The 22,116-nt window shown below is 30.8% G+C and carries 18 protein-coding genes and 2 pseudogenes; 16 read left to right on the top strand and 4 right to left on the bottom strand.

Going from position 1 to position 22,116, the window contains the following annotated elements:
- The first annotated feature begins 7 nt into the window (after positions 1-7).
- From recO to AB3K27_RS16660, 6 genes are all read left to right on the top strand, one after another.
- Positions 8-781: a DNA repair protein RecO gene (recO, locus tag AB3K27_RS16685; RefSeq protein WP_368488498.1), complete on the top strand. Its 774-nt coding sequence runs from the start codon at positions 8-10 to the stop codon at positions 779-781.
- Between the two features lie 16 nt (positions 782-797).
- Positions 798-1,397: a DUF4342 domain-containing protein gene (locus tag AB3K27_RS16680; RefSeq protein WP_368488497.1), complete on the top strand. Its 600-nt coding sequence runs from the start codon at positions 798-800 to the stop codon at positions 1,395-1,397.
- A 236-nt stretch (positions 1,398-1,633) separates the two neighbouring features.
- On the top strand, positions 1,634-2,278 hold the full coding sequence (locus tag AB3K27_RS16675; protein WP_368488496.1) for a helix-turn-helix transcriptional regulator: 645 nt from the start codon (positions 1,634-1,636) through the stop codon (positions 2,276-2,278).
- Positions 2,279-2,357: 79 nt separating this feature from the next.
- Positions 2,358-4,997, top strand: a complete 2,640-nt coding sequence (gene ppdK / locus AB3K27_RS16670) for a pyruvate, phosphate dikinase (protein ID WP_368488495.1) — start codon at positions 2,358-2,360, stop codon at positions 4,995-4,997.
- A gap of 301 nt (positions 4,998-5,298) precedes the next feature.
- Complete coding sequence (locus tag AB3K27_RS16665; RefSeq protein WP_368488494.1) at positions 5,299-5,751, top strand: DUF2975 domain-containing protein; 453 nt, start codon at positions 5,299-5,301, stop codon at positions 5,749-5,751.
- 10 nt (positions 5,752-5,761) lie between these two features.
- On the top strand, positions 5,762-5,971 hold the full coding sequence (locus tag AB3K27_RS16660) for a helix-turn-helix domain-containing protein (protein WP_368488493.1): 210 nt from the start codon (positions 5,762-5,764) through the stop codon (positions 5,969-5,971).
- 59 nt (positions 5,972-6,030) lie between these two features.
- Here AB3K27_RS16660 and AB3K27_RS16655 read toward each other — a convergent pair.
- Positions 6,031-6,800, bottom strand: a pseudogene (locus AB3K27_RS16655) (IS5 family transposase).
- 118 nt (positions 6,801-6,918) lie between these two features.
- Here AB3K27_RS16655 and AB3K27_RS16650 point away from each other — a divergent pair.
- A pseudogene (locus AB3K27_RS16650) lies at positions 6,919-8,302 on the top strand (radical SAM protein).
- Positions 8,303-8,947: 645 nt separating this feature from the next.
- Here the strand turns inward: AB3K27_RS16650 and AB3K27_RS16645 are convergent.
- Positions 8,948-10,078 carry a DUF362 domain-containing protein gene (locus AB3K27_RS16645; RefSeq protein ID WP_368488492.1) on the bottom strand — a complete coding sequence of 377 codons (1,131 nt, stop codon included), beginning with the start codon at positions 10,076-10,078 and terminating at the stop codon, positions 8,948-8,950.
- A gap of 131 nt (positions 10,079-10,209) precedes the next feature.
- A complete protein-coding gene (locus AB3K27_RS16640) occupies positions 10,210-10,689 on the bottom strand; it encodes a flavodoxin (RefSeq protein ID WP_368488491.1) in 480 nt (159 codons plus the stop codon).
- Positions 10,690-11,506: 817 nt separating this feature from the next.
- Here AB3K27_RS16640 and AB3K27_RS16635 point away from each other — a divergent pair.
- The 3 genes from AB3K27_RS16635 to bioA are packed head-to-tail and all read left to right on the top strand — an operon-like array spanning position 11,507 to position 14,218.
- Positions 11,507-12,064 carry a biotin transporter BioY gene (locus AB3K27_RS16635; RefSeq protein ID WP_368488490.1) on the top strand — a complete coding sequence of 186 codons (558 nt, stop codon included), beginning with the start codon at positions 11,507-11,509 and terminating at the stop codon, positions 12,062-12,064.
- A 53-nt stretch (positions 12,065-12,117) separates the two neighbouring features.
- Positions 12,118-12,843: a dethiobiotin synthase gene (gene bioD, locus AB3K27_RS16630; protein ID WP_368488489.1), complete on the top strand. Its 726-nt coding sequence runs from the start codon at positions 12,118-12,120 to the stop codon at positions 12,841-12,843.
- A 19-nt stretch (positions 12,844-12,862) separates the two neighbouring features.
- Entirely contained in the window at positions 12,863-14,218 is a 1,356-nt protein-coding gene (gene bioA / locus AB3K27_RS16625) for an adenosylmethionine--8-amino-7-oxononanoate transaminase (protein ID WP_368488488.1), read from the top strand.
- Between the two features lie 92 nt (positions 14,219-14,310).
- Here bioA and AB3K27_RS16620 read toward each other — a convergent pair whose 3' ends face one another.
- Complete coding sequence (locus tag AB3K27_RS16620; protein WP_368488487.1) at positions 14,311-15,351, bottom strand: CotS family spore coat protein; 1,041 nt, start codon at positions 15,349-15,351, stop codon at positions 14,311-14,313.
- Between the two features lie 113 nt (positions 15,352-15,464).
- Here AB3K27_RS16620 and AB3K27_RS16615 point away from each other — a divergent pair, with 113 nt between their 5' ends.
- From AB3K27_RS16615 to AB3K27_RS16590, 6 genes are all read left to right on the top strand, one after another.
- Entirely contained in the window at positions 15,465-16,490 is a 1,026-nt protein-coding gene (locus AB3K27_RS16615) for a deoxyguanosinetriphosphate triphosphohydrolase (protein ID WP_368488486.1), read from the top strand.
- 230 nt (positions 16,491-16,720) lie between these two features.
- Positions 16,721-18,487: a DNA primase gene (gene dnaG, locus AB3K27_RS16610; RefSeq protein WP_368488485.1), complete on the top strand. Its 1,767-nt coding sequence runs from the start codon at positions 16,721-16,723 to the stop codon at positions 18,485-18,487.
- A gap of 20 nt (positions 18,488-18,507) precedes the next feature.
- A complete protein-coding gene (gene rpoD, locus AB3K27_RS16605; protein WP_368488484.1) occupies positions 18,508-19,572 on the top strand; it encodes an RNA polymerase sigma factor RpoD in 1,065 nt (354 codons plus the stop codon).
- 96 nt (positions 19,573-19,668) lie between these two features.
- A complete protein-coding gene (locus tag AB3K27_RS16600) occupies positions 19,669-20,556 on the top strand; it encodes a PH domain-containing protein (protein ID WP_368488483.1) in 888 nt (295 codons plus the stop codon).
- Between the two features lie 51 nt (positions 20,557-20,607).
- On the top strand, positions 20,608-21,297 hold the full coding sequence (locus tag AB3K27_RS16595) for a tRNA (adenine(22)-N(1))-methyltransferase TrmK (RefSeq protein ID WP_368488482.1): 690 nt from the start codon (positions 20,608-20,610) through the stop codon (positions 21,295-21,297).
- Positions 21,288-22,103, top strand: coding sequence for a Nif3-like dinuclear metal center hexameric protein (locus tag AB3K27_RS16590; RefSeq protein WP_368488481.1), 816 nt, complete (start codon positions 21,288-21,290; stop codon positions 22,101-22,103). Before AB3K27_RS16595 ends, AB3K27_RS16590 begins: the two co-directional genes overlap by 10 nt.
- The last annotated feature ends 13 nt before the right edge of the window (positions 22,104-22,116 follow it).

The following is a 22,116-nucleotide window of genomic DNA, read 5'->3' as shown; positions in this document are numbered from 1 at the left end:
AATTAAAATGGGGGATGATTTTCTGGCTATATTTAAAACTAGAGCTATAATTATAAAGACACAGGATATAAAAGAATCAGATAAGTTAGTATGGCTTTTTACTGAAAAACTTGGTAAAATATCTACTATAGCTAAAGGTTCTAAAAAGACCAGAAGTCCGCTATTTTCTACTACTCTTCAATTTTGTTATGGAGATTATGTGGTTTATAAAGGAAAAAGTTTGTATGTGATAAATGAGAGCAGTTTAATAGATTCATTTCAAGATTTATTGAATGATTTAACTGACTTAACTTATGCTTCTTATTTTTGTGAACTTACAGATATAGCAATGGATGATGGGGAGAGTAGCAGGGAACTTTTTAGGTATTTAGCTACTTCTTTTTATCTTATAAGGAGTCACGCAGTAGATATTGAAACTTTAGCAAGAACTTTTGAGTTGAAAATTTTAAAAACTACAGGATATGGACTTAATTTTGATTATTGTGCTTTATGCAGAAAAAAAATTACATCTTTTGAATATCTACATCTTCAGTATTTAGGAGGGATTTGTAGGGAATGTGATAAAAAAAACAGCATGCATATAAGTTATCCTACCTGTAGTGCATTAAAGTACCTGTCTAATATTTCTATGGAAAATGTGTATAGGGTTGTTTTAACTAAAGAAGTGAAAGAAGAATTATATAAAGTTTTGACACTTATTATTTCTCAAAATTATTTTAGGAAACCTAAAAGTTTAAATATTTTAAGGAATCTTATAAGTTTTGAAAAGAATAAAGTCTAAAAAAGGAGAGAAAAATATGAGTGAAGTAACATTAGAAAAAATTGATATTATAAGAGAAAGAACTGGAGTAACCTATTCCGAGGCAAAAGAGGCATTGGAATTTTGTGATGCCAATGTAGTTGATGCACTTATATATATAGAACAGAATAAAAAATCTTATAAAGATAATTTGTATACAACAAAGGATGAATTTCTACAATGGCTAAAAGATTTAGTGAATAAGGGAAATGTAAATAGGATAAAAATAAAAAAAGATGACAGAGTAGTAGTAGATATTCCTGTAAATGCAGGCATTGCAGCAACTTTAACAGCTCTCATATGGCCACCACTGATAGCTATAGGTATATTGACCGCTGTAATTACTAAAGTAACTATAGAAATAACGAAAGATGATGGGACAGTAGAAGTAGTGAATAAGATAATAAAAAATGGGGTTAGAAATACAGTAAATGACATGAAAGATAAGGTATATGATGCAGCCTCTTCAGTTAAGGATAAATTCTCCAATAAAGAAAAAGAAGAGGATAAGAACACATATAAATATACTGTAAAGTTTGATGATATAGATGAGGAAGAAAAAGAGTATGGCAGGGATAATAAGGAACACAAAGAGTAAATATTATATTTATAATATATATCAAAGACAGCTGTATTAAAGACTATTGTTTGTGTAAATATGGATAGTAATAGTTTTAATTATAATGACAATTTTCAGTAAAGAATGAAATCATATACTATTCACCCACATATATATGGTATAATAACTTATAGGGAATATAACTTTGGAAACTTATACTAAATTCCTCTTAGTAAATGCTTGCACAATTATTTAATTTACTATAGAGAGAGAGGGTGGACATCATTAAACTATCATCAAGGCAAGAGAAAATAATAGAATTGGTAAAGGAACATGCGCCTATAACTAGTGAACAGCTTGCAAATAAATTAAATGTTACAAGGGCGGCACTCAGACCGGATTTAGCTATACTTACTATGACAGGTATATTAGAGGCAAAACCTAAGGTAGGATATATATATTCTAAAAAACCTTCATACAGTTTAGTATATGATTATATTATGAATATAAAAGTAAAGGATATAATGTCAAAACCTGTAATGTTGGATGAGAATACTACAGTGTATGATGCCATAGTATATTTGTTTTTAAATGATGTAGGAACTTTGTTTATAGAGAATAAAGGGATTCTTACAGGAGCTGTTTCAAGAAAGGATTTCTTAAAGATAGCTATAGGAAGTAGTGATATGCATAAAATACCAGTGGGTATAATAATGACTAGAATGCCCAACATAGTGTTTGTAGAAAAAGAAGATGCTGCATATTTGGCAGCTCAGAAGATAATGGAACATGAGGTAGATAGTCTTCCCGTGGTAGAAAGATCTTATGACGAATCAAATAATGAAATTCTTAAAATTATAGGAAAAGTTTCAAAGACAAATATAACAAGACTTTTTGTAAAAATAGGGGAAAATAAATAGAGCCAGTGAGCAGTTTAATTATCTGCTCATATGTATAAAATTATATGTAAAATATTGTAAATAAAGGAGAATATGTCCTATGGAAAATAAAAAGTATGTGTATCTCTTTAATGAAGGAAATGCTAGCATGAAAAATTTGTTAGGGGGCAAAGGGGCTAATTTAGCTGAAATGACAAATTTGGGAATACCTGTTCCAGCTGGATTTACTATATCTACAGAAGCATGTATTAAATACTATGAAGATGGAAAAGTAATATCATCATATATTATAGATCAAATTTATGCTTCATTAAAAGGTATAGAGGAGACTACAGGTAAAAAATTTGGAAGTATAGAAAATCCGCTTTTAGTTTCAGTAAGATCAGGGGCCAGAGTTTCTATGCCTGGAATGATGGATACTATATTGAATTTAGGACTGAATGATGATACTGTAAAAGGACTGGCTAAATTAACAGGTAATGAAAGATTCGCTTATGATTCCTATAGAAGATTTATTCAGATGTTTTCCGATGTAGTTAAGGGCATTGAAAAGAGGAAATTTGAAGATATACTAGAAAGTACCAAGGATGCAAAAGGTGTTGAATTTGATAAGGATTTAGATTCATCTGATTTAATTAATATAATTAAAAAGTTTAAAGATCTTTATAAAAATGAAATAGGAAAAGATTTTCCACAAGAACCACAGGAACAACTGATTCAATCTGTTACAGCTGTCTTTAACTCTTGGGAAAATCCAAGGGCTGTAGTTTATAGAAGACTTAATGATATTTCAGGTAAATGGGGAACTGCAGTAAATGTTCAATCTATGGTATTTGGAAATATGGGAGAAACTTCAGGTACAGGAGTTGCTTTTACCAGGAATCCTGCTACAGGAGAAAAATCTATATTTGGCGAGTATCTTATAAATGCACAAGGAGAAGATGTAGTTGCAGGTATAAGAACACCGGAACCTATAACTAAGTTAAAAGAGGATCTTCCAGAGTGTTACTCTGAATTTATGGATATAGCTCAAAAATTAGAGAGTCACTATAAGGATATGCAAGATATGGAGTTTACTATAGAGCAGGGTACTTTGTATTTTCTTCAGACTAGAAATGGGAAAAGAACAGCTCAAGCTGCTCTTAAAATAGCAGTGGATATGGTGGAAGAAGGGCTTATTACTAAAAAGGAAGCTATACTTAAAGTAGAGCCTAAACAATTAGATACCTTGCTTCATCCTAATTTTCATAGTGAGGAATTAAAAAAAGCAACTGTAATAGCTAAAGGGCTTCCAGCATCTCCAGGAGCTGCTTGTGGTAAAATATATTTTACAGCGGAAGATGCTAAAAGACACCATGATGAAGGTGAAAAAGTAATACTTGTAAGACTTGAGACATCTCCAGAGGATATTGAAGGAATGGCAGCTTCAGAAGGAATACTTACTATTAGAGGAGGAATGACATCCCATGCTGCTGTTGTAGCTAGAGGTATGGGAACTTGTTGTGTAGCTGGATGTGGTGGCTTAATCATAGATGAAAGTACCAAAAGTCTCCGCAGTTTAAATAAAACTTATAAAGAGGGAGACTACATATCATTAGACGGAAGTACCGGCAATGTATATGGAGAAGCTATAAAAACAGTGTCACCTGAGATATCGGGATATTTTGAAATTTTTATGGATTGGGCAGATAATATAAGATATTTAAAGGTTAGGACAAATGCGGATACACCAAAAGATGCTAAGCAGGCTATTGAATTTGGAGCGCAGGGAATAGGGCTTTGTAGGACAGAGCATATGTTTTTTGATGAAGACAGAATATCGGAAGTAAGAGAAATGATAGTGTCAAAAACGGAAGAACAAAGAAGAAAAGCGTTAAATAAATTGCTTCCAAGACAGAAGGGAGACTTTATTGGGATATATGAAGCCATGGAAGATAAACCTGTGACAATTAGATTTTTAGATCCGCCGTTACATGAGTTTCTTCCAAGTGAAACTGAGGATATAAAAAATTTAGCTGAGGATATGGATATAAGTTTTCAGGAATTAAAGGATACTATAGAATCACTGCATGAATTTAATCCTATGATGGGACATAGAGGCTGTAGATTGACTGTTTCATATCCTGAAATAGCAGAGATGCAGACTAGGGCTATTATTGAAGCGGCTATAGATGTTAAGAAAAGAAAAGGGTATAATATAGTGCCTGAGATAATGATACCTCTTGTAGGAGAAATAAAAGAGTTAAAATATGTTAAGGATATAGTTGTAAAAATAGCAGATGAAATAATACAAAAAGAAAAAGTAGATTTAAAGTATAAAATTGGAACTATGATAGAAATTCCAAGGGCTGCCATTACAGCAGATGAAATAGCCAAAGAAGCAGAATTTTTTTCCTTTGGTACTAATGACTTAACTCAAATGACTTTTGGATTCTCAAGAGATGATGCAGGTAAATTCCTAAATGATTATTATGAAAAAAAAGTGTATGAATTTGATCCATTTGAAAAATTAGATCAGGTTGGAGTAGGAAAGCTGGTTGAAATGTCTGTACAGTTAGGTAAAAAAACAAGGCCAGATATACATCTTGGAATATGTGGAGAACATGGCGGAGATCCTTCTTCAGTAGAATTTTTCCACAATGTAGGGCTTGATTATGTATCTTGTTCTCCTTTTAGAGTTCCGGTAGCAAGATTAGCGGCAGCTCAGGCTCAGGTAAAACATCCAAGACCAAGTAAATAATAAAACAAGATAATATAATCATAGCTTAAAAAAGATTATACAAGGGTATTTGAGGCTATTGAAACCACAAAAAGTATAAGATATTACATTTAAAATTATTATTAATTTTAAATGTAATATCTTTTTATATATAAATTAGTGTTTTGAGTACATTAAGATGGAACCTGACTGTTTTTTTCTTGAAGCTCAATTGTAAATCGGATTGCAACCCTTTAACTCTATATAAAAATCAATAAATATTTATTGATAAACAGTAAAAAATATGTTATCCTATACATAAATTAAAAGTGAGGTGCTTTTTATGAAACGATGTTCAACAATTTTCTTAAGGATAGCTGTTTTTCTTATTGGAATTCCGGTTCTTGCTTTGTGTATATTTTGGTTGCCTTTAGTTGCAGATTATTTGCACTATCCCATTTTAATAGGTGTGTATGCATCGGCAATAACATTTTTCTTTGCTCTATATCAGGCTTTAAAGCTTTTAAGCTATATTGACAAGAACAAAGCTTTCTCGGAATTATCTATAAAGGCTTTAAAGAATATAAAATACTGTGCAATCACAATCAGTATTATATATGCAGTACTCATACCATTCGTAGTTCCTATAGCGGATGCAGACGACGCTCCAGGCTTCATGGGATTCCCAGTTATTTTTATTTTTGCCTCAATTGTGGTTGGAGTCTTTGCTGCTGTTCTTCAAAGGCTTTTACAAGATGCTATTGATATAAAATCAGAAAATGATTTAACGATATGAGGTGAATAACATGGCAATTATAATCAATATTGATGTGATGCTGGCTAAAAGGAAAATGAGTGTAACAGAACTTACAGAGAAGGTTGGAATAACCATGGCAAACATCTCTATACTAAAGAATGGAAAGGCAAAAGCTATTAGATTTTCAACTTTAGAGGCAATATGCAAAGCTTTGGAATGCCAACCAGGTGATATTTTAGAATACAGAAATGATACATAAATGGGAAGTTGAATACTGTAAGTAGATTAGAGTGTGTCTGAAAACAATGCAACAATAAATTACTTAGATAAAATAAAAATAGCAGCAATATAAACAAAAGCAAGGAAAGAATCAGCAAGCTTGTCATAACGAGTTGCAATTCTTCTAAAATGTTTGATTTTGTTAAAGAAACATTCAACTAAATGACGTTCCTTGTACAGCCACCAGTCACAATTCCATGGTTCTCTTACATTTGATTTTGGTGGAATAGTATATGAGGATTTCTTTGAAGTAATATATTCTCTAATTTCATTTGTGCCATATGCCTTATCTGCCAGGATATTGCTGCCTTCTATATCAACGTTGGAAAGAACATCTACGGCCTGTGTACTGTCGTGTAGATTGCCAGATGATAATTGAAAATAGATTGGATTGCCAAGTCCATCAACAACTGCATGAATTTTTGTTGTATGTCCGCCGCGACTCAGTCCAATATGCTGTTTTGTTTCGCTGTTTACAGCCCCTTTTTAGCACCAGCACTGTGCTGGTGGGCTTTTATACATGTTGAATCAATGCTTAAATTTTCATAATCTGCATCTGAGGTTAACTCTTTAAAAATTGTTAATAAAGTACCATCGTTACGCCACTTACAAAAACGACTGTATACAGTTTTCCATGAACCGAAGCGTTCTGGTAAATCACGCCATGCTGCACCACTTCTTGCAATCCATAGTATGGCATTAAATATAAGTCGGTTGTCTTTTGGAGGTCGTCCTGTTTTTGCTATTGGAATTAAGTTTTTTATTTGATCCCATTGTTCATCTGATATTTCATAACGCTTCTGTGACATATTTGCACCCTCCAAGTTTTTTATCTTATTTTACCTAAAACTCGGTTCTTTCGCAATATTTAGTTTTCAGACACACCCTAATTAAATGTTGAGTAAAGTTTATTTGAGGAGGTAATGTATGAAGATTAAATTAATTCAACCTGCAATGCTGTCAAGACCTATGGATACAAAGTTAAAAACAAGAATGTCTCCTTCATTAGCATTACTCACAATAGCAAATCTTACGCCGAAAGAGCATGAAGTTATTATTGAGAATGAAAATGTTGAAAAGATAGATTTTGATGAATCTGTAGATCTGGTAGCAATAACTGTCACTGTAGATGTTATGAATAGAGCAGTGGAAATATCAAAGGAGTTCCAAAATCGCAACGTTACAGTAATTGCAGGGGGTATACATATTACAGCAGATCCAGAAGGTGCTCTTAATAGTTTTGATGCAATATGTGTGGGAATGGCCGAAAGAGTTTGGGCAAAAATCCTTAAGGATAAAGAAAATAATTCACTTCAGAAGATATATTATGATATGGGAAATATTGCCGGGAAAGAAATAGTGTCACCTAATTATTACATTATTGATAGTAAAAAGTATTTATATACTAATATAATTAGTACAAGCAGGGGATGCCCTTTTGAATGTGATTTCTGCTATAACAGTTGTAAAAATGTACTTAAAACTTATATTAATAGACCAATAGACGATGTGATTAAAGATATAAATGCACTAAAAACAAGACATATAATGTTTATTGATGATAATTTTATTGGAAATCCCAAATGGACAAAAAAATTATTAGAGGAAATAAAACCTCTTAAACTAAAGTGGAACGCAGCGGTTACTTCTAATATAGTGGACATGCCTGAATTATTAGATGAAATGAAGGAGGCCGGCTGTCAAAGTCTATTTAGATGAAATGAAGGAGGCCGGCTGTCAAAGTCTATTTATAGGTTTTGAAAGTATAAATAGCAAGTCAATAGATAGTGTCCATAAGGTGCAAAATAGTGTAAACAGATATGAGAAACTTGCAGATGAAATTCATAAAAGGGGAATAATGATAAATGCAAGTTTTGTTTTCGGATTAGATGAAGATGATGTATCTGTATTTAAGAATACGTTAGAATGGATAGTTAAAAATAAGATAGAAACGGTAACCTCACATATCCTTACACCATATCCTGGTACAAAGTTATACTCATCATTAATGGAGGAAAATAGAATTGTAGATTTTAATTTGTCAAATTACAATACTGCACATGTCGTATATAAACCCAAAAATATGACAGCAGAAGAATTATATAATGGCTATCTATGGATATACAAAGAAGTTTACACGTTTAAAAATATAATGAAAAGACTGCCAAAATCTAAAAAGCAATGGATTCCATTTCTGGCATTTAATTTATTTTATAGGAAGTTCGGAAAGCTGACAGAATTATTATGCAATATAGTTTCTTTTAAAAATGTAGGAAGATTTTTTAGATGGTTAGCTTATTGTATAAAGTAGGTGGTGGAATTTTTATCTTCCTATCATTTATTCGAACGCTATCATTGCTAATACTCCCATCTTCTCCAAAGGAAGATAAGCACTGCTACGCGCCTGGATAAGTTCTTCCCCTAAAGGATAACGTATTCTAAGTGCCAAAGACACTAAGAATACTGTTAATAAGGTTCAGATGGAGATAAGCAATTCTCTACAGCAAACTCCCACCTGAACCTAAGAATCACTTGATAAATTGAGTGTGTTTATAATAGGAAGTTAAGGAAATGAATATTTAATTCATTAGATATCAAAAACTACTATTTATTGTAGAAAATTGATTGGGAGCTGCTGATAACTGTAAATAAGGATGGAAGCATAGCTTTGATGACTAAGTTTGGATATATTAGTGTCATCAATTTTATAATTGTTGACATTAATATATCCAATCTGAAGCAAAGTTAAGTCAGAATATTCTTATATTGTATAACATTAAGAGCAGAAATGCTCTTTTTTTGTTCTTTAGATTTTTATAAACTGTTTATTCGAGGCATGGACTTTATCAACAAAATAGCCCACAAATTATTTGGGGCTATTTTGTTGATTGTCGTTTATTAGCTTTTAGTATTTGTTGCTTTTCAAGATTGCAGTAATCTCTGTGTACATCTTGGCTTATTTAACAACAATCAGTTCATATTCACGAGTACCGAGTCCTATTTTTTCTGCATGGTCAAGACAAGTACGCCACTCTGATTCCGGTGTAGAATTAGTGAAGTGGTCATGATGATCAATAAAATCGGATTTTGCTATGTTATCGGACAGTTGGCTATTAGTTAGAGGGGTAGCCTCCATACAGGCATCCACACATGCCTGATCCAGTGCCAAAGGATCGAATGAAGCGAACATACCTAAATTGGGAAGTATCGGAGCATCATTTTCGCTGTGGCAGTCACAGTTAGGTGAAACATCTACCACAAGAGAAATGTGGAAGCAAGGTCGACCATCTACTACTGCTTTGGTGTATTCTGCCATACGGCAGTTCAGCTCTTCACTGGCTGACCAGTTTGCAAACTCGATTGCATCAAAATTACATGCACCTAGGCAACGACCGCAACCAACACAATTTTCTGTGTTGATAGTCATTTTCTTTTTTACATCATCAAAAAATAGACCATTATTAGCACATTCACGCTGGCATCTTTGGCATCCTCGGCATTGTTCCTCTATGATATGAGGTTTGCCATTAATATGCTGATCTTTTTTTCCAGCACGGGAACCGCAGCCCATTCCAATGTTCTTAATGGTACCACCAAAACCAGCCATTTCATGGCCTTTGAAGTGAGTTAAGCTGATAAACACATCAGCATCCATGATTGCATGGCCAATTTTAGCCTCTTTTATATATTCGCCACCTATTACAGGTACCGCGATGTCATCAGTCCCCTTTAATCCATCTCCAATAATAACAGGGCATCCTACTGTAAGGGGGGTGAATCCATTTTCCCATGCACATTCTAGATGCTCAAGGGCATTCTTACGACTGCCAGGGTATAGAGTGTTGCAGTCTGTTAGAAAGGGTTTACCCCCCAGTTCTTTCACCATGTCGGCTACAGCTTTAGCATAATTTGGACGAAGATAACCTAAGTTGCCGAGTTCACCAAAGTGCATCTTGATGGCAACGAACTTATTATCCATATCGATTTGTCCGATACCTGCATCTTTAATCAGCCTTTTTAGTTTGGTAGGTAGACCCTCTCCAAGTTTCGTACGAAAATCTGTAAAATAAACTTTTGATTTTTCCATATCTAATCACTCCTGTTTTAAAAAATATTGATTTAATAAATTCAATTTTGATATCCAAGTCTTACTATTTGGAGTTAACTCCAAGTTAAGAGGTCCTATAGAAAAGTTTTCAAAGGTTTGACTTAGCGTTCTTAAATAACACCAATTTTACTCAACCATGCTGACACATCTTTTCTTGCTTTATTAACACTACTTCCTCTGATTGCTAAGCCTTCTAAGACATTTGAATTTGGACAAAGTTTTTTGATATCTGTTGTGCTTCTGCCCATACCACCTCCACCATGTGTGCAGAATGGTATGATTGTTTTTCTAGAAAAATCATATGACTCAAAGAATGTAAATACTGCCATTGGTATTGTACTACACCAATTAGGATAACCAATGTAAATTATATCATAAGAATCCATATCAGTGACTTTTACTGTTAGTTCCGGTCTATATTCGGTATTTTGTTCCTGTCTAGCCTTATCCACAACTCCATCATAATTAGTTGGATAAGATTTAACTGTTTTTATTTGTAAAAGTTCACCACCAACATTTTCTTTTATGATATTTGCAATAACCTCTGTGTTTCCCGAATATGAAAAAAATGCAATAAGACTTTTTGACATCTTTAAATCCTCCTATTCTTTTTTATAAGATTTATAAAAAAATATAACTATTTATACTTTACCACTTGGAGTTAACTCTAAGTCAAGAGGTTTTATAAACTTTTTTTGTAAAATGAAAAGGTAATTTGTTGTTTGCACTACTTAATTCGTGTTTCGTGATTTTAGTCTTACACGATATTTGCTACAATGCCCTCCTTAAATGAAATCTGAAGTCCAATTTTGGTGGTGTTAGTGGAATTTAGTTTTACACACTATTTTAGATGTCTGTTTGCCATGTTTGCACTCATAGAAACAGACATCTTTTACTTATTATACTGCCAGTTCCAGCTCTGGTAATTAGAAAAAATCTGACGTAAGTTCTGCATTATCAACGGCTGAGTGAAAAGATGGATTTACTTTTTCATTTAACCTTCCATATATGGATTTATAAACTCTACATAGTGAAAAACAGTATTTGGCCTATTAAGATGGCTGCTGCACAAGAACAGGTAAAAAATCTGAAATATAGTAAATGATGAAACGAGATAATACAAGCATAACTTAAAAAAGCTTATACAATGAGTATTTCAAGCTATTCAAACTACAAAAAGTATAAGGTATTGCGATTTAAAATTATTATTGGTTTTAAGTGCAATACCTTTTTTTGTTGACTTTCTTTATGTTTTTATAATAAGTTTTAGGTTTTTATGGTCTGATAGGTGAAAATATTTAGCTGCAAGTAAATTGTAAACCAAATTTAAAATAAGGGTTGACTATAAGGAGATCATTTAGTATTATTGATACGTACAAGCAAATATTGGAGTGGGGAGAATGTTTCATGAGAAATACAAGGAATTTAATTTTAGTGGCTATGTTTGCAGCTTTAACAGCAATTGGAGCATTTATTAAGATACCAATACCATATGTACCTTTTACTCTGCAATATCTATTTTGTGCTTTAGCAGCTGTTATTTTAGGCTCAAAACTGGGTGCTTTATCACAAATAGTTTATATTGTTATTGGACTTATTGGTATACCTGTGTTTACTGAAGGTGGTGGATTTAATTATATATTTAAACCTACTTTTGGGTATCTTATAGGTTTTATTATAGCGGCTTATGTCATAGGTAAAATAAGAGAAAATATTAAAGAACTAACTTTTATCAAGGCAATATTTATGCTGCTTTCAGGTTTGTTTTTTATATACCTGTTTGGAGTGGTATATTTATATATTAGTTATAATTTGTACTTAGGGAAAAACATTTCCTTTTATTTTGCATTTTTTTATGGTTTTGTAGTTTGTATAGCTGGAGATTTGGTACTAACGATATTTACAGCCTATATTTCAATAAAAATATTACCTGCATTGAGGAAAAATGGATATATTAACATATGAAAAAGTTCCTTAAGTAAAAGAGATATGTAAATTAGAATTGGAGGCTAGAAAAAATGGCTAAGGGTATATTTATAGTTGGAACAGATACTGATATTGGTAAAACTGTTGTAACTGCTGGACTTATGTATGTTCTGAAGAGTAAGGGTTATAATGCTGCTTACTTTAAAGCAGCCCTAAGTGGTGCTTTAGAAATAGACAATGAACTTATTCCAGGTGATACTAAACTTGTAAGTGACGTGAGTAAATTAGAAGAACCCTATGAAAATATTACGCCCTATGTTTATAGGAATGGAGTATCTCCTCACCTTGCAGCGAAGTTAGAAAACAACCCCATAGATTTAGATGTAGTAAAAGAAAAATATGTTTATTTAAAGGAAAAGTATGATTTCATAATTGCTGAGGGCAGTGGTGGAATAGTGTGTCCATTGATAGATGATGAAAGAGGAGTATATACCATTGGAAATCTTATTAAGGATTTAAATATGAGCGTTATTATTGTGGCAAGTGCTGGGCTTGGAACAATAAATCATACGGTGCTTACAGCAAAATACATAGAAAACTTAGGGATTAAAATCAAAGGCATTATAATAAACAAATATGAAAAGGATTTATTTTATGATGATAATATTAAGATGATAGAAAAAATCACTAAACTACCTATTATAGGAAAGCTTGAAAACATAAAGGATATTAATAATAACGAGATAAAAACTATAAGAATAAATTCTGAAAAAGCTTTTAGTGCTGAGAATATAATAGAGCATATGGAAGAATTATAATAAAAATTGAGGTGCGGCTATGAATGACTATGTAAAAAGAGATTTAAAATACATATGGCATCCTTGTGGACAAATGAAGGATTATGAGGAGTTTAATCCAATAGTTATAGAAAAGGGAGAAGGGGTTTGGCTTTATGATATTGAGGGAAATAAATATTTAGACTGTGTATCGTCTTGGTGGACAAACACCTTGGGTCACAGCAATAAAAGAATTAACGAGACTATAAAAGAACAGATAGATAATATTGAACACGTTATATTTGCAAATTTTTCGAATAAGCCTGCAATAGATTTATCAGAAAAGCTGGTAAATATAACGCCAGATAGGTTAACAAAAGTATTTTTTTCTGATAATGGCTCTTCAGCGGTAGAAATAGCTTTAAAGATGAGTTTTCATTATCATATGCAGAAGGGAAACACTAAAAAGAAAAGATTTGCAGCTTTGAGTGATGCATACCATGGAGAAACTTTAGGTGCTCTGTCTGTTTGTGATATTGATGAGTACAATAAGATATACAACCCTCTTCTTTTAGATACTATAAGAGTAGAGGGGCCAGATTGTTATAGGTGTAAATATGGTTGTACTAGAGATAATTGTAACGCAGAGTGCTTTGCAAATATGGAGAAGTGTATGGAAGAGAAACATGATGAAATAAGTGCTGTAATAGTTGAACCAATGGTTCAAGGAGCTGCAGGTATGAAGATATATTCATCTAATTATCTAGAGAAGCTGCGTAAAATCTGTGATAAATATGATGTACATCTTATTGCAGATGAGATTGCAGTCGGTTTTGGTAGAACTGGAGAGATGTTTGCTTGTAATCATGCCCAGATAAGCCCAGACTTTATGTGCCTCTCAAAAGGAATTTCTGCAGGATATATGCCTATGTCCGTAGTTATGACAACGGGTGAAATATATGATTGTTTCTATGGTGATTATAATGAACAAAAAGCATTTCTTCACAGCCATACCTATGCAGGTAATGCCATGAGTTGTGCCATTGCTTTAGAAAGTTTAAAAATATTCGAAGAGGATAATATTATTGAGAACAATCGAAAAAAAGGTAAACTGATAAAAAAACTTACATTGGAAAGAGCAAAAGTATCAAAGCATATAGGTGAAGTTAGAAACATAGGCATGATAACAGCTATTGAAATAGTAAAAGATAAGTTGACTAAAAAAGACTATCCTTGGCAAATGAGAGTAGGGTATGAGATTTATAAGATTGCACTTAGTAAAGGGTTATTATTAAGACCTATTGGAAATGTTCTTTATTTTATTCCTCCATACATTATTAATGAAGAGGAAATAAAATTTATGGTAAATAAATGCTTCCAGAGTATAGAAAAGTATTTTGTAGAAAATAAATTATAAAAAGTATACTTTAAGTCTATTAAAAATTATTTGATAATATCGACCTCTTCATAAATATGAGGAGGCCGGTTTAGTTATTTCATAATAATTAATTAAGTAATTAAGGTATCAAATTTTTTTTCTGTATATTTTCCTAGTCCTACTATAAATTCTAATTGATTAATATTATTATTAGAAGCTTTTTTTAATAAATAAAAAAAAGAACTCGTATTGCATTTCGTTATATTATTGTAATAATCTCTAGATATTTTCCAAAATTTTTGGGGAAAAGATAGATAAGAAATGATATACTTATAATCATCCAAAGTTAAAGTAGAGACTTTTTCGTAAAGAGTCAAGCATTTTATAGCTGTATTTAAATTCCAATTACTATTAGTTCTCTTTAGAAATCTTCTTAAGAAGTAAGACAAATCATGAGAACAATAATCTATGCTGCATTTATCAAAATCTATTACCCAAACTTTACTATTGTTATCGAATATTATATTTTTATTTACATAATCTAAGTGACAGAGGGAAGTAGTTAAATTATCATAGTTTATAGCAGAAGATACTTTAAGGGCTATTTCTGCTAAGGTGGAGTTGACTTCAAAATTCTTTAAAAATAGTTTAGAGAATTTGTCTTGATATCTAAAAGATAAATTTGAACAATTTAGAAGTTGTCTAAAATGTTTTTCAAAGGATATATATATATTTTGAAAATTAGTCCTTTTATAACTTTTCTCTATTGGAATAAAATTTTTAGATCTATTGTGCATTTTTGCTAGATTTAAAGTAGTACTAAACAAATGGGAACTGTTGTCATAGTCACATTTTATACCATCTATCCATGGTGTTAATATGAAAAACATATTATTGTATTTTACAAAGCGTTCATTATGAATTGTAGGTAATATTCTTGGAACATTTATGTTATTTCTAAATAACCATTCTATTGCAGAGTATACAAAGAGTAAATTTCCTTCATCAAAGTATACTTTTTTTAAACAATAATTTTTATTTAAATGGGATATTTTATATACTGCTCTTTGTTTGTTTGTATCTTTAAATTTAATTCTAGTTATATCTGCACTTGCCATATTGTATTCAGGAAGTACATGTTCTTTTACATTTTCCTCAGACAATAAATCCATATAAAAACTCCTTAAAAAGTTCTTTCTTTATAATAATATTAGAAAGTTTTTTACAATATACATTTCTTGTTAAAAAAGCAATCTTAAATAATAAAGTTTAGGAGATGATTCATATGAATGTAAGACAAAAAATAGAAAATAAAGAAAAACTGATGTTAATAAATGAAGCTTCTTTTTCTGCTAACACAAGGGGGAGAAATATAAATGAAGGAAAAGACGATATTAGAACTGATTATATGATAGATAGAGATAGAATAATACATAGCAAGTCTTTTAGGAGACTTAAGCATAAAACTCAAGTATATATAAAAATTCCAGGGGATCATTATAGGACCAGACTTACTCATACATTGGAAGTAGATCAAATAGGTAAGAGCATAGGTAAAGGGATAGGATTAAATGAAGATTTAATAGAAGCTATAGCAATGGGACATGATATAGGTCATGTAGCTTTTGCCCATAGTGGAGAAGAAGTATTAGATAAGCTTTTACCTAAAGGATTTAAGCATAATGAAAATAGTGTACGGGTACTTACCAAAATAGAAAAACTAGGGTCAGGGTTAAACTTAACTGAAGAAGTTTTAGACGGAATATTAAATCACAGTGGCTTTTCAAGTAAATCAAAAGCTTCAACATTAGAAGGGCAGGTAGTTAGGTACAGTGATAAAATAGCTTATATAAATCACGATATAGATGATTCCATAAGAGCAGGACTGTTAAAGACTGAAGAGATACCTTCATATTCAGTAAAAATATTAGGAAATACTAATAGTGAAAGAATAGATACACTGGTAAAAGACTGTATTTATACTACTATAGAAAACATTGAAAAAGGAGTGAGGGAAGTATCTCTAAGTGAGGAAGTATTTAAAGCTCTAAGCATATTAAGAGAATTTATGTTTAAAAAAATCTATAGAGGCAATATACTTAAAGATGAGAGAAATAAAGCCAAATTTGTACTGGAGCAGGTATTTAATTATTTTTTAAAAAATCCAGATAAAATGCCTGAATTTTATATAAGTATTGTTGAAAATGAGGGACTTTATAGGGGAGTATCGGATTATATAGCTGGTATGAGTGATGATTATTGTATTATGCAGTTTAATAATATATATATGCCTAAATTTGTTATATATTGAGGAATAATTTTTGCTATTATATGGGCAAAATACGAATATAAATAATTAGTTTAATATTAAATTAATTATTTATATTCATGGAAGGATATTTGATTTTTATAAAGAATATATTATATATAATATATTCTTATTAAAAAAAGAAAAATATTTATTTTTAAGGAAGGAATATAGTAATTTATGTCGAATATATTTATTCTTGAGTATAATAATTTAAGATAGGGGGGTATTTAGTGATATCGGAAGATGTCATTCAAAAGATTAAAGAGGAAAATGACATAGTAGATATAATATCTGAAAAAGTAAAGTTAAAAAGATCAGGTAAAAACTATTTGGGACTATGTCCCTTTCATAATGAAAAAACTCCCTCTTTTAGTGTATCTAGAGATAAGCAAATATATAAATGTTTTGGATGTGGAGAGGCAGGCAATGTAATAACTTTTATAATGAAGTCACAAAATTTAAACTTTCTAGAAGCAGTAGAATTGTTAGCAGATAGAGTAAATATAGATATAGACTTAAGTAAAAATAAAAATAATAAAAAAAGTACATTTGAAAATTTATATAAGTTAAATGTAGAGGCAGCTAGATATTTTTTTTATTCTCTAAATAAGAATAAATCAGCTAAATCATATCTATTAAACCGAGGAATAACGGAGCATACCATAATAAAGTTTGGCCTTGGATATTCTATTGACAGCTGGAATCATATGTTAAGTTTCCTAAAAAATAAAGGATTTACTGAGTTAGATATGGTTTCAAATGGACTTATAATTAAGAGTGAAAAAGGAAATTATTATGATAGATTTAGAAATAGAATAATGTTTCCAGTATTTGATTATAGGGGAAAAATAATAGGATTTGGAGGTAGGGTATTAGACCATTCAAAGCCAAAATACTTAAATTCACCAGAAACCCCTTTATTTAAAAAGGGTGTAAATCTCTACGGGTTAAATTTTGCTATAAAAAATAATACATCTAGGACTCTTATAATTGTAGAAGGGTACATGGATTGTATAGCCCTTCATCAATATGGTATAAAAAATGTTGTAGCTTCTTTAGGAACAGCTCTTACTATAAATCAGGCAAAGCTTATGGCAAGATATGCAGATAAAGTAATATTATCCTATGATGCAGATAGGGCAGGCGAAATAGCTACATTAAGAAGTATGAGTATACTAAAAAGTGTAGGCTTGGAGGTGAAGGTTCTATCTATACCTCAGGGAAAGGATCCAGATGAGTTTATTAGAAACAATGGCAGAGAGGCATTTTTAATGCTTATACAAAAAGCTGATGATTTAATAGATTACAGAATTAAAAATATAAAAAAGGATATAGATTTCAACAATCCTCAGGATATCGTAAGGTATACGGAAAAAGTATTAAAAATATTAGTTGAGTTAGATCCCATAGAAAGAGAAATATACATAAAAAAATTATGGGAGGACACAGGTATAAAGGAACAGACACTCTATGACATGTTAAATATACAAAAAAATGTAAAAAAAGATGTGAATGTGAATATAGATATGGGTTTTGGACAAAAATTATATTTAGAACCCGCATATTTAAAGGCAGAGAGAGCTTTTTTAAAGCTTATATTAGAAAATGATGAAGCTTTTATATATAGTTTGAATAAAATAAAAGATGATGAACTTATACTAGAAAGTCATAAAAAAATATATCAATATATAGCTGAAAATATGAAATATGGTGATGTAGAAAAAAGAAAAAGGTATATAGAATTAAAATGTATAGATATAGATACATCTAAAGAATGGATAAATATTATGGAAACAGAAGTTCAATATAATGATGAAGAATGGATAAATATGTTGCATAATTTTATAAATAGAATAAAAAAATATAAATTGGAAGAATATAAAAAAAATATTATTGGAAAAATAAGGGAATGTGAATCTAAAGGAAATTTGGAAGAATCTCTAGAGTTTGCACAACAGTTGATTGAAATACAAAAAAGAATTGGTGAAATACAGTAATGGTCAAGGGAGGCAAGTAAATGAAAGATAAAAGTGCAAAAGTAAAATTAGTTAAGAAGCTCATAGAAAAAGGTAAAAAAAACGGCACTTTAACCTATAAAGAAATAATGGATGAATTGGAGGAAGTAGATTTAAGTCCACAGCAAATAGAAAAAATATATGAGGTACTTGAATCTATGGGAATAGAAGTAAATGGAGATATGCACGATATGGAGTTAAATGAAAAAAATTTAGATTTGTCAGTTCCAGAAGGCATTGCTATAGATGATCCAGTAAGAATGTATTTGAAGGAAATAGGTAAAGTACCCCTGCTTTTACCAGAAGAAGAGGTGTCCCTTGCAAAAAAAATAGAAGAAGGAAATCAAGTTGCCAAGAAAAAATTAGCAGAAGCTAACTTAAGATTAGTAGTAAGTATAGCAAAAAGATATGTAGGAAGAGGAATGCTTTTTTTAGACTTAATTCAGGAAGGAAATTTAGGTCTTATAAAGGCAGTAGAAAAATTTGATTATAGAAAAGGATATAAATTTAGTACTTATGCCACTTGGTGGATAAGGCAGGCAATTACAAGGGCAATAGCGGATCAGGCGAGAACTATAAGAATACCAGTTCATATGGTGGAAACTATAAATAAGCTTATAAGAGTTTCAAGACAGTTACTTCAGGAACTTGGAAGGGAACCCCATGCAGAGGAAGTAGCTAAAATAATGGAGATGCCTGTAGATAAGGTTAGGGAAATTATGAAAATAGCACAGGAACCAGTATCTTTAGAAACTCCAATTGGAGAAGAAGAAGATAGTCATCTGGGAGATTTTATACCTGACGATGAGGCTCCTGCTCCAGCGGAAGCAGCAGCTTTTACTATGCTTAAGGAACAGCTTATAAATGTACTGGATACTTTAACTCCAAGGGAAGAAAAGGTCTTAAGGTTAAGATTTGGATTAGATGATGGAAGGGCCAGAACTTTAGAAGAAGTAGGAAAAGAGTTTAATGTAACTAGAGAAAGAATAAGACAGATAGAAGCAAAGGCACTTAGAAAGTTGAGACATCCAAGTAGAAGTAAAAAATTGAAAGATTACCTAGATTAAAGCACCATTTTTAGGGTGCTTTAATATATAATTGGTCAATATTTTAGTGTAAAGTATGGTTATGTTATAATGGTTATTAAAAAGGTGGTGAATAGTGTGAAAACTTATAAATCTGCAAAGGGGATAGGTATATATCTTATATTGGGTGTATCTATTCTATATAATAGTCTATTAATATTTTTAATATGTTATGTAGATTCTTATGAGATATCCATTCTTTTGAAATTCACTTTAATAGCCATTAATCTATATCAGTTATATTATATTATAGTCTGTGGAACACTAAAATATTTTACGGATGAAGAAAATTTATACATAACTAGTATGTTAAAACTTAAAAATGAAAGAATTTCTTTTGATGATATTCAAATGTATCAAAAGTCAAAGGGGAGAATCAAGGGGGTAAAGGTATCAGGATGTGGTAGAAATAAATTTGCCATAGGTAAATCTTTTATTCATAAAATCGGAAATACGCAAATGTTTGTTACTTCAACTGAAAATGTTATATACCTGAAAGCAGGTAATGTAAGTTATGCTCTATCTCCAGAAAATTTTTATGAATTTGAAATGGAGTTGAATAAAAGAAATATATTTTATTCAGAATGGGAGAATAAATTAAGTAAAATTGTTAATCTAAATAGAAAACAAAAATTCTTTATGCCACTTATAATTACAGCTATAATTGTAATTATACTTACTTTAAATCCAATTATATTGTATCTTAATGGAAATTTGCCTGATAAAATGCCACTTAGCTTCCGACCAAATTTTACGGTTGTAGAATTTGGGACAGGTAGGCAGTTTGCATTTAAACAGATGAGTTATGGACTTTTGAATATGGGAGTACTATTTTGTATGTATTATGCAGGATATATTTATTCTAAATATGATGAGAAGTATTCTTATAGGTTTTTATATATAGCATTAATAGTTTCACTAATTTTTTTAGTTATGCAAATGAAAGTAATTTATACATTTAAATAAATTTTATAATCACTTGATCTTTAATAGAAGCACTTTAGAATGGAGAATTATATGGAGATTAGTTTAAGACTTAAAACTTTATTAAATATGGTGGATAACTGCCAATGCATAGCTGATATAGGAACAGATCATGGGTATGTGCCCATTTATCTGGTAAAGAATAGAATTTGTAGGAGAGCTATAGCTTCTGATATAAATAGAGGACCTATAAAAAAGGCAGAGTTTAATATAAAACTTCATAAATTGGAACATGAAATAGATTGTAGATTAGGTAGAGGGCTTTCAACTATAAGTCCGGGAGAAGCTGAGGAAATAGTAATTGCAGGTATGGGAGGAAATCTTATAAAGGATATAATAGAAGAAGATTTGGAAGTGTTTAAGGGAGCGAAATCCTTAATACTTCAACCTATGCAGCATTCACAGGTATTGAGAAAGTATATATATACCAATGGATTTAAAATATTAGATGAAGAACTATGTATTGACGAAAATAAATTTTATGAGATAATAAAAGTAAAATATGATGAAAATATTAAACATGTAGATAGTATATTTTATGAGGTGGGAGAAGTATTAATAAAAAAGAAACACAGTCTTATTTTAAAGTTTTTAAAGAATAAAATTCACAATTACAATAAGATAATTTTAAATATAAATAAAGATACGGAACTAGCTAAAAAAAGAAAGATAGATTTGCAGATTAAAATAGAAAAATTACAGGAGTTGATAGAATGTATTTAAGAGTAGAAGATATACACAATATAATGGAAAAATATACTCCTTCTATACTTAAAGAAAGTTATGATAATGTAGGGCTTATGGTAGGGGACATGAAGAGTGAAGTAACTTCTATATTAATGGCCTTAGATTGTACTTTAGAAGTAATAGAAGAGGCAAAACAAAACAAGTGTAATCTTATACTTACCCATCACCCCTTGTTGTTTAGAAGGCCGGATAGTATAACTACAGGCACTTTAATTGGTAAGAAGATAATAGAGTTAATAAAAAATAATATAAATTTATATTCTTCCCATACTAATCTTGATTCTGTAAAAGGAGGAATTAATGATATTATTATGAATTTACTTGAGTTAACTTGTTGCCATATTATTGATCCTTCAGAAGTTGAAAATTATAGAGGAGATCACTGTGGTATAGGAAGGATTAGTGAACTTAAAGTTCCTATTACACTGGGAGAACTCTGCAATAAAGTAAAGAGTAATTTAAATATTTCCATGTTAAGATATTCAGGAAGTGAATCCAAAATTATAAATAAAATAGCAGTTATAAATGGAAGTGGAGAAAGCTATTTTAATTCTGCAAAGTTATTAGGTGTAGATTGTATAATTACTGGAGATACTACCTATCATTATGTAAGTGATTTTCAAGAGGAGGGAATAGCTGTAATTGATGCTGGTCACTTTGAAACGGAATGGCCTGCTATGGAAAAAATAGCAGAAATTTTAATGCATGAGATAAAATCCAATGGATTTTGTAATACTGTAATTTTATCAAAAGTAAATAGAAGTCCGTATAAATATAAGTAGGAATGAGAGTTGA

It is taken from the genome of Clostridium sp. BJN0013, from assembly GCF_040939125.1.
Lineage (GTDB): Bacteria > Bacillota > Clostridia > Clostridiales > Clostridiaceae > Clostridium_B.
The sequence above is the reverse complement of the archived record's forward strand: the minus strand, read 5'-3'. Positions and strand labels throughout refer to the sequence as shown.

Bases quoted from the DNA above. Each gene is read 5' to 3' on its own strand.
- bioA (WP_368488488.1), top strand. From the start codon at position 12,863: ATGAATGACTATGTAAAAAGAGATTTAAAATACATATGGCATCCTTGT.
- AB3K27_RS16660 (WP_368488493.1), top strand. From the start codon at position 5,762: ATGGCAATTATAATCAATATTGATGTGATGCTGGCTAAAAGGAAAATG.
- rpoD (WP_368488484.1), top strand. From the start codon at position 18,508: ATGAAAGATAAAAGTGCAAAAGTAAAATTAGTTAAGAAGCTCATAGAA.
- AB3K27_RS16680 (WP_368488497.1), top strand. From the start codon at position 798: ATGAGTGAAGTAACATTAGAAAAAATTGATATTATAAGAGAAAGAACT.
- ppdK (WP_368488495.1), top strand. From the start codon at position 2,358: ATGGAAAATAAAAAGTATGTGTATCTCTTTAATGAAGGAAATGCTAGC.
- AB3K27_RS16590 (WP_368488481.1), top strand. From the start codon at position 21,288: ATGTATTTAAGAGTAGAAGATATACACAATATAATGGAAAAATATACT.
- bioD (WP_368488489.1), top strand. From the start codon at position 12,118: ATGGCTAAGGGTATATTTATAGTTGGAACAGATACTGATATTGGTAAA.
- recO (WP_368488498.1), top strand. From the start codon at position 8: ATGGGGGATGATTTTCTGGCTATATTTAAAACTAGAGCTATAATTATA.
- AB3K27_RS16635 (WP_368488490.1), top strand. From the start codon at position 11,507: ATGAGAAATACAAGGAATTTAATTTTAGTGGCTATGTTTGCAGCTTTA.
- AB3K27_RS16640 (WP_368488491.1), bottom strand. From the start codon at position 10,689: ATGTCAAAAAGTCTTATTGCATTTTTTTCATATTCGGGAAACACAGAG.
- AB3K27_RS16615 (WP_368488486.1), top strand. From the start codon at position 15,465: ATGAATGTAAGACAAAAAATAGAAAATAAAGAAAAACTGATGTTAATA.
- AB3K27_RS16665 (WP_368488494.1), top strand. From the start codon at position 5,299: ATGAAACGATGTTCAACAATTTTCTTAAGGATAGCTGTTTTTCTTATT.
- AB3K27_RS16645 (WP_368488492.1), bottom strand. From the start codon at position 10,078: ATGGAAAAATCAAAAGTTTATTTTACAGATTTTCGTACGAAACTTGGA.
- AB3K27_RS16620 (WP_368488487.1), bottom strand. From the start codon at position 15,351: ATGGATTTATTGTCTGAGGAAAATGTAAAAGAACATGTACTTCCTGAA.
- AB3K27_RS16595 (WP_368488482.1), top strand. From the start codon at position 20,608: ATGGAGATTAGTTTAAGACTTAAAACTTTATTAAATATGGTGGATAAC.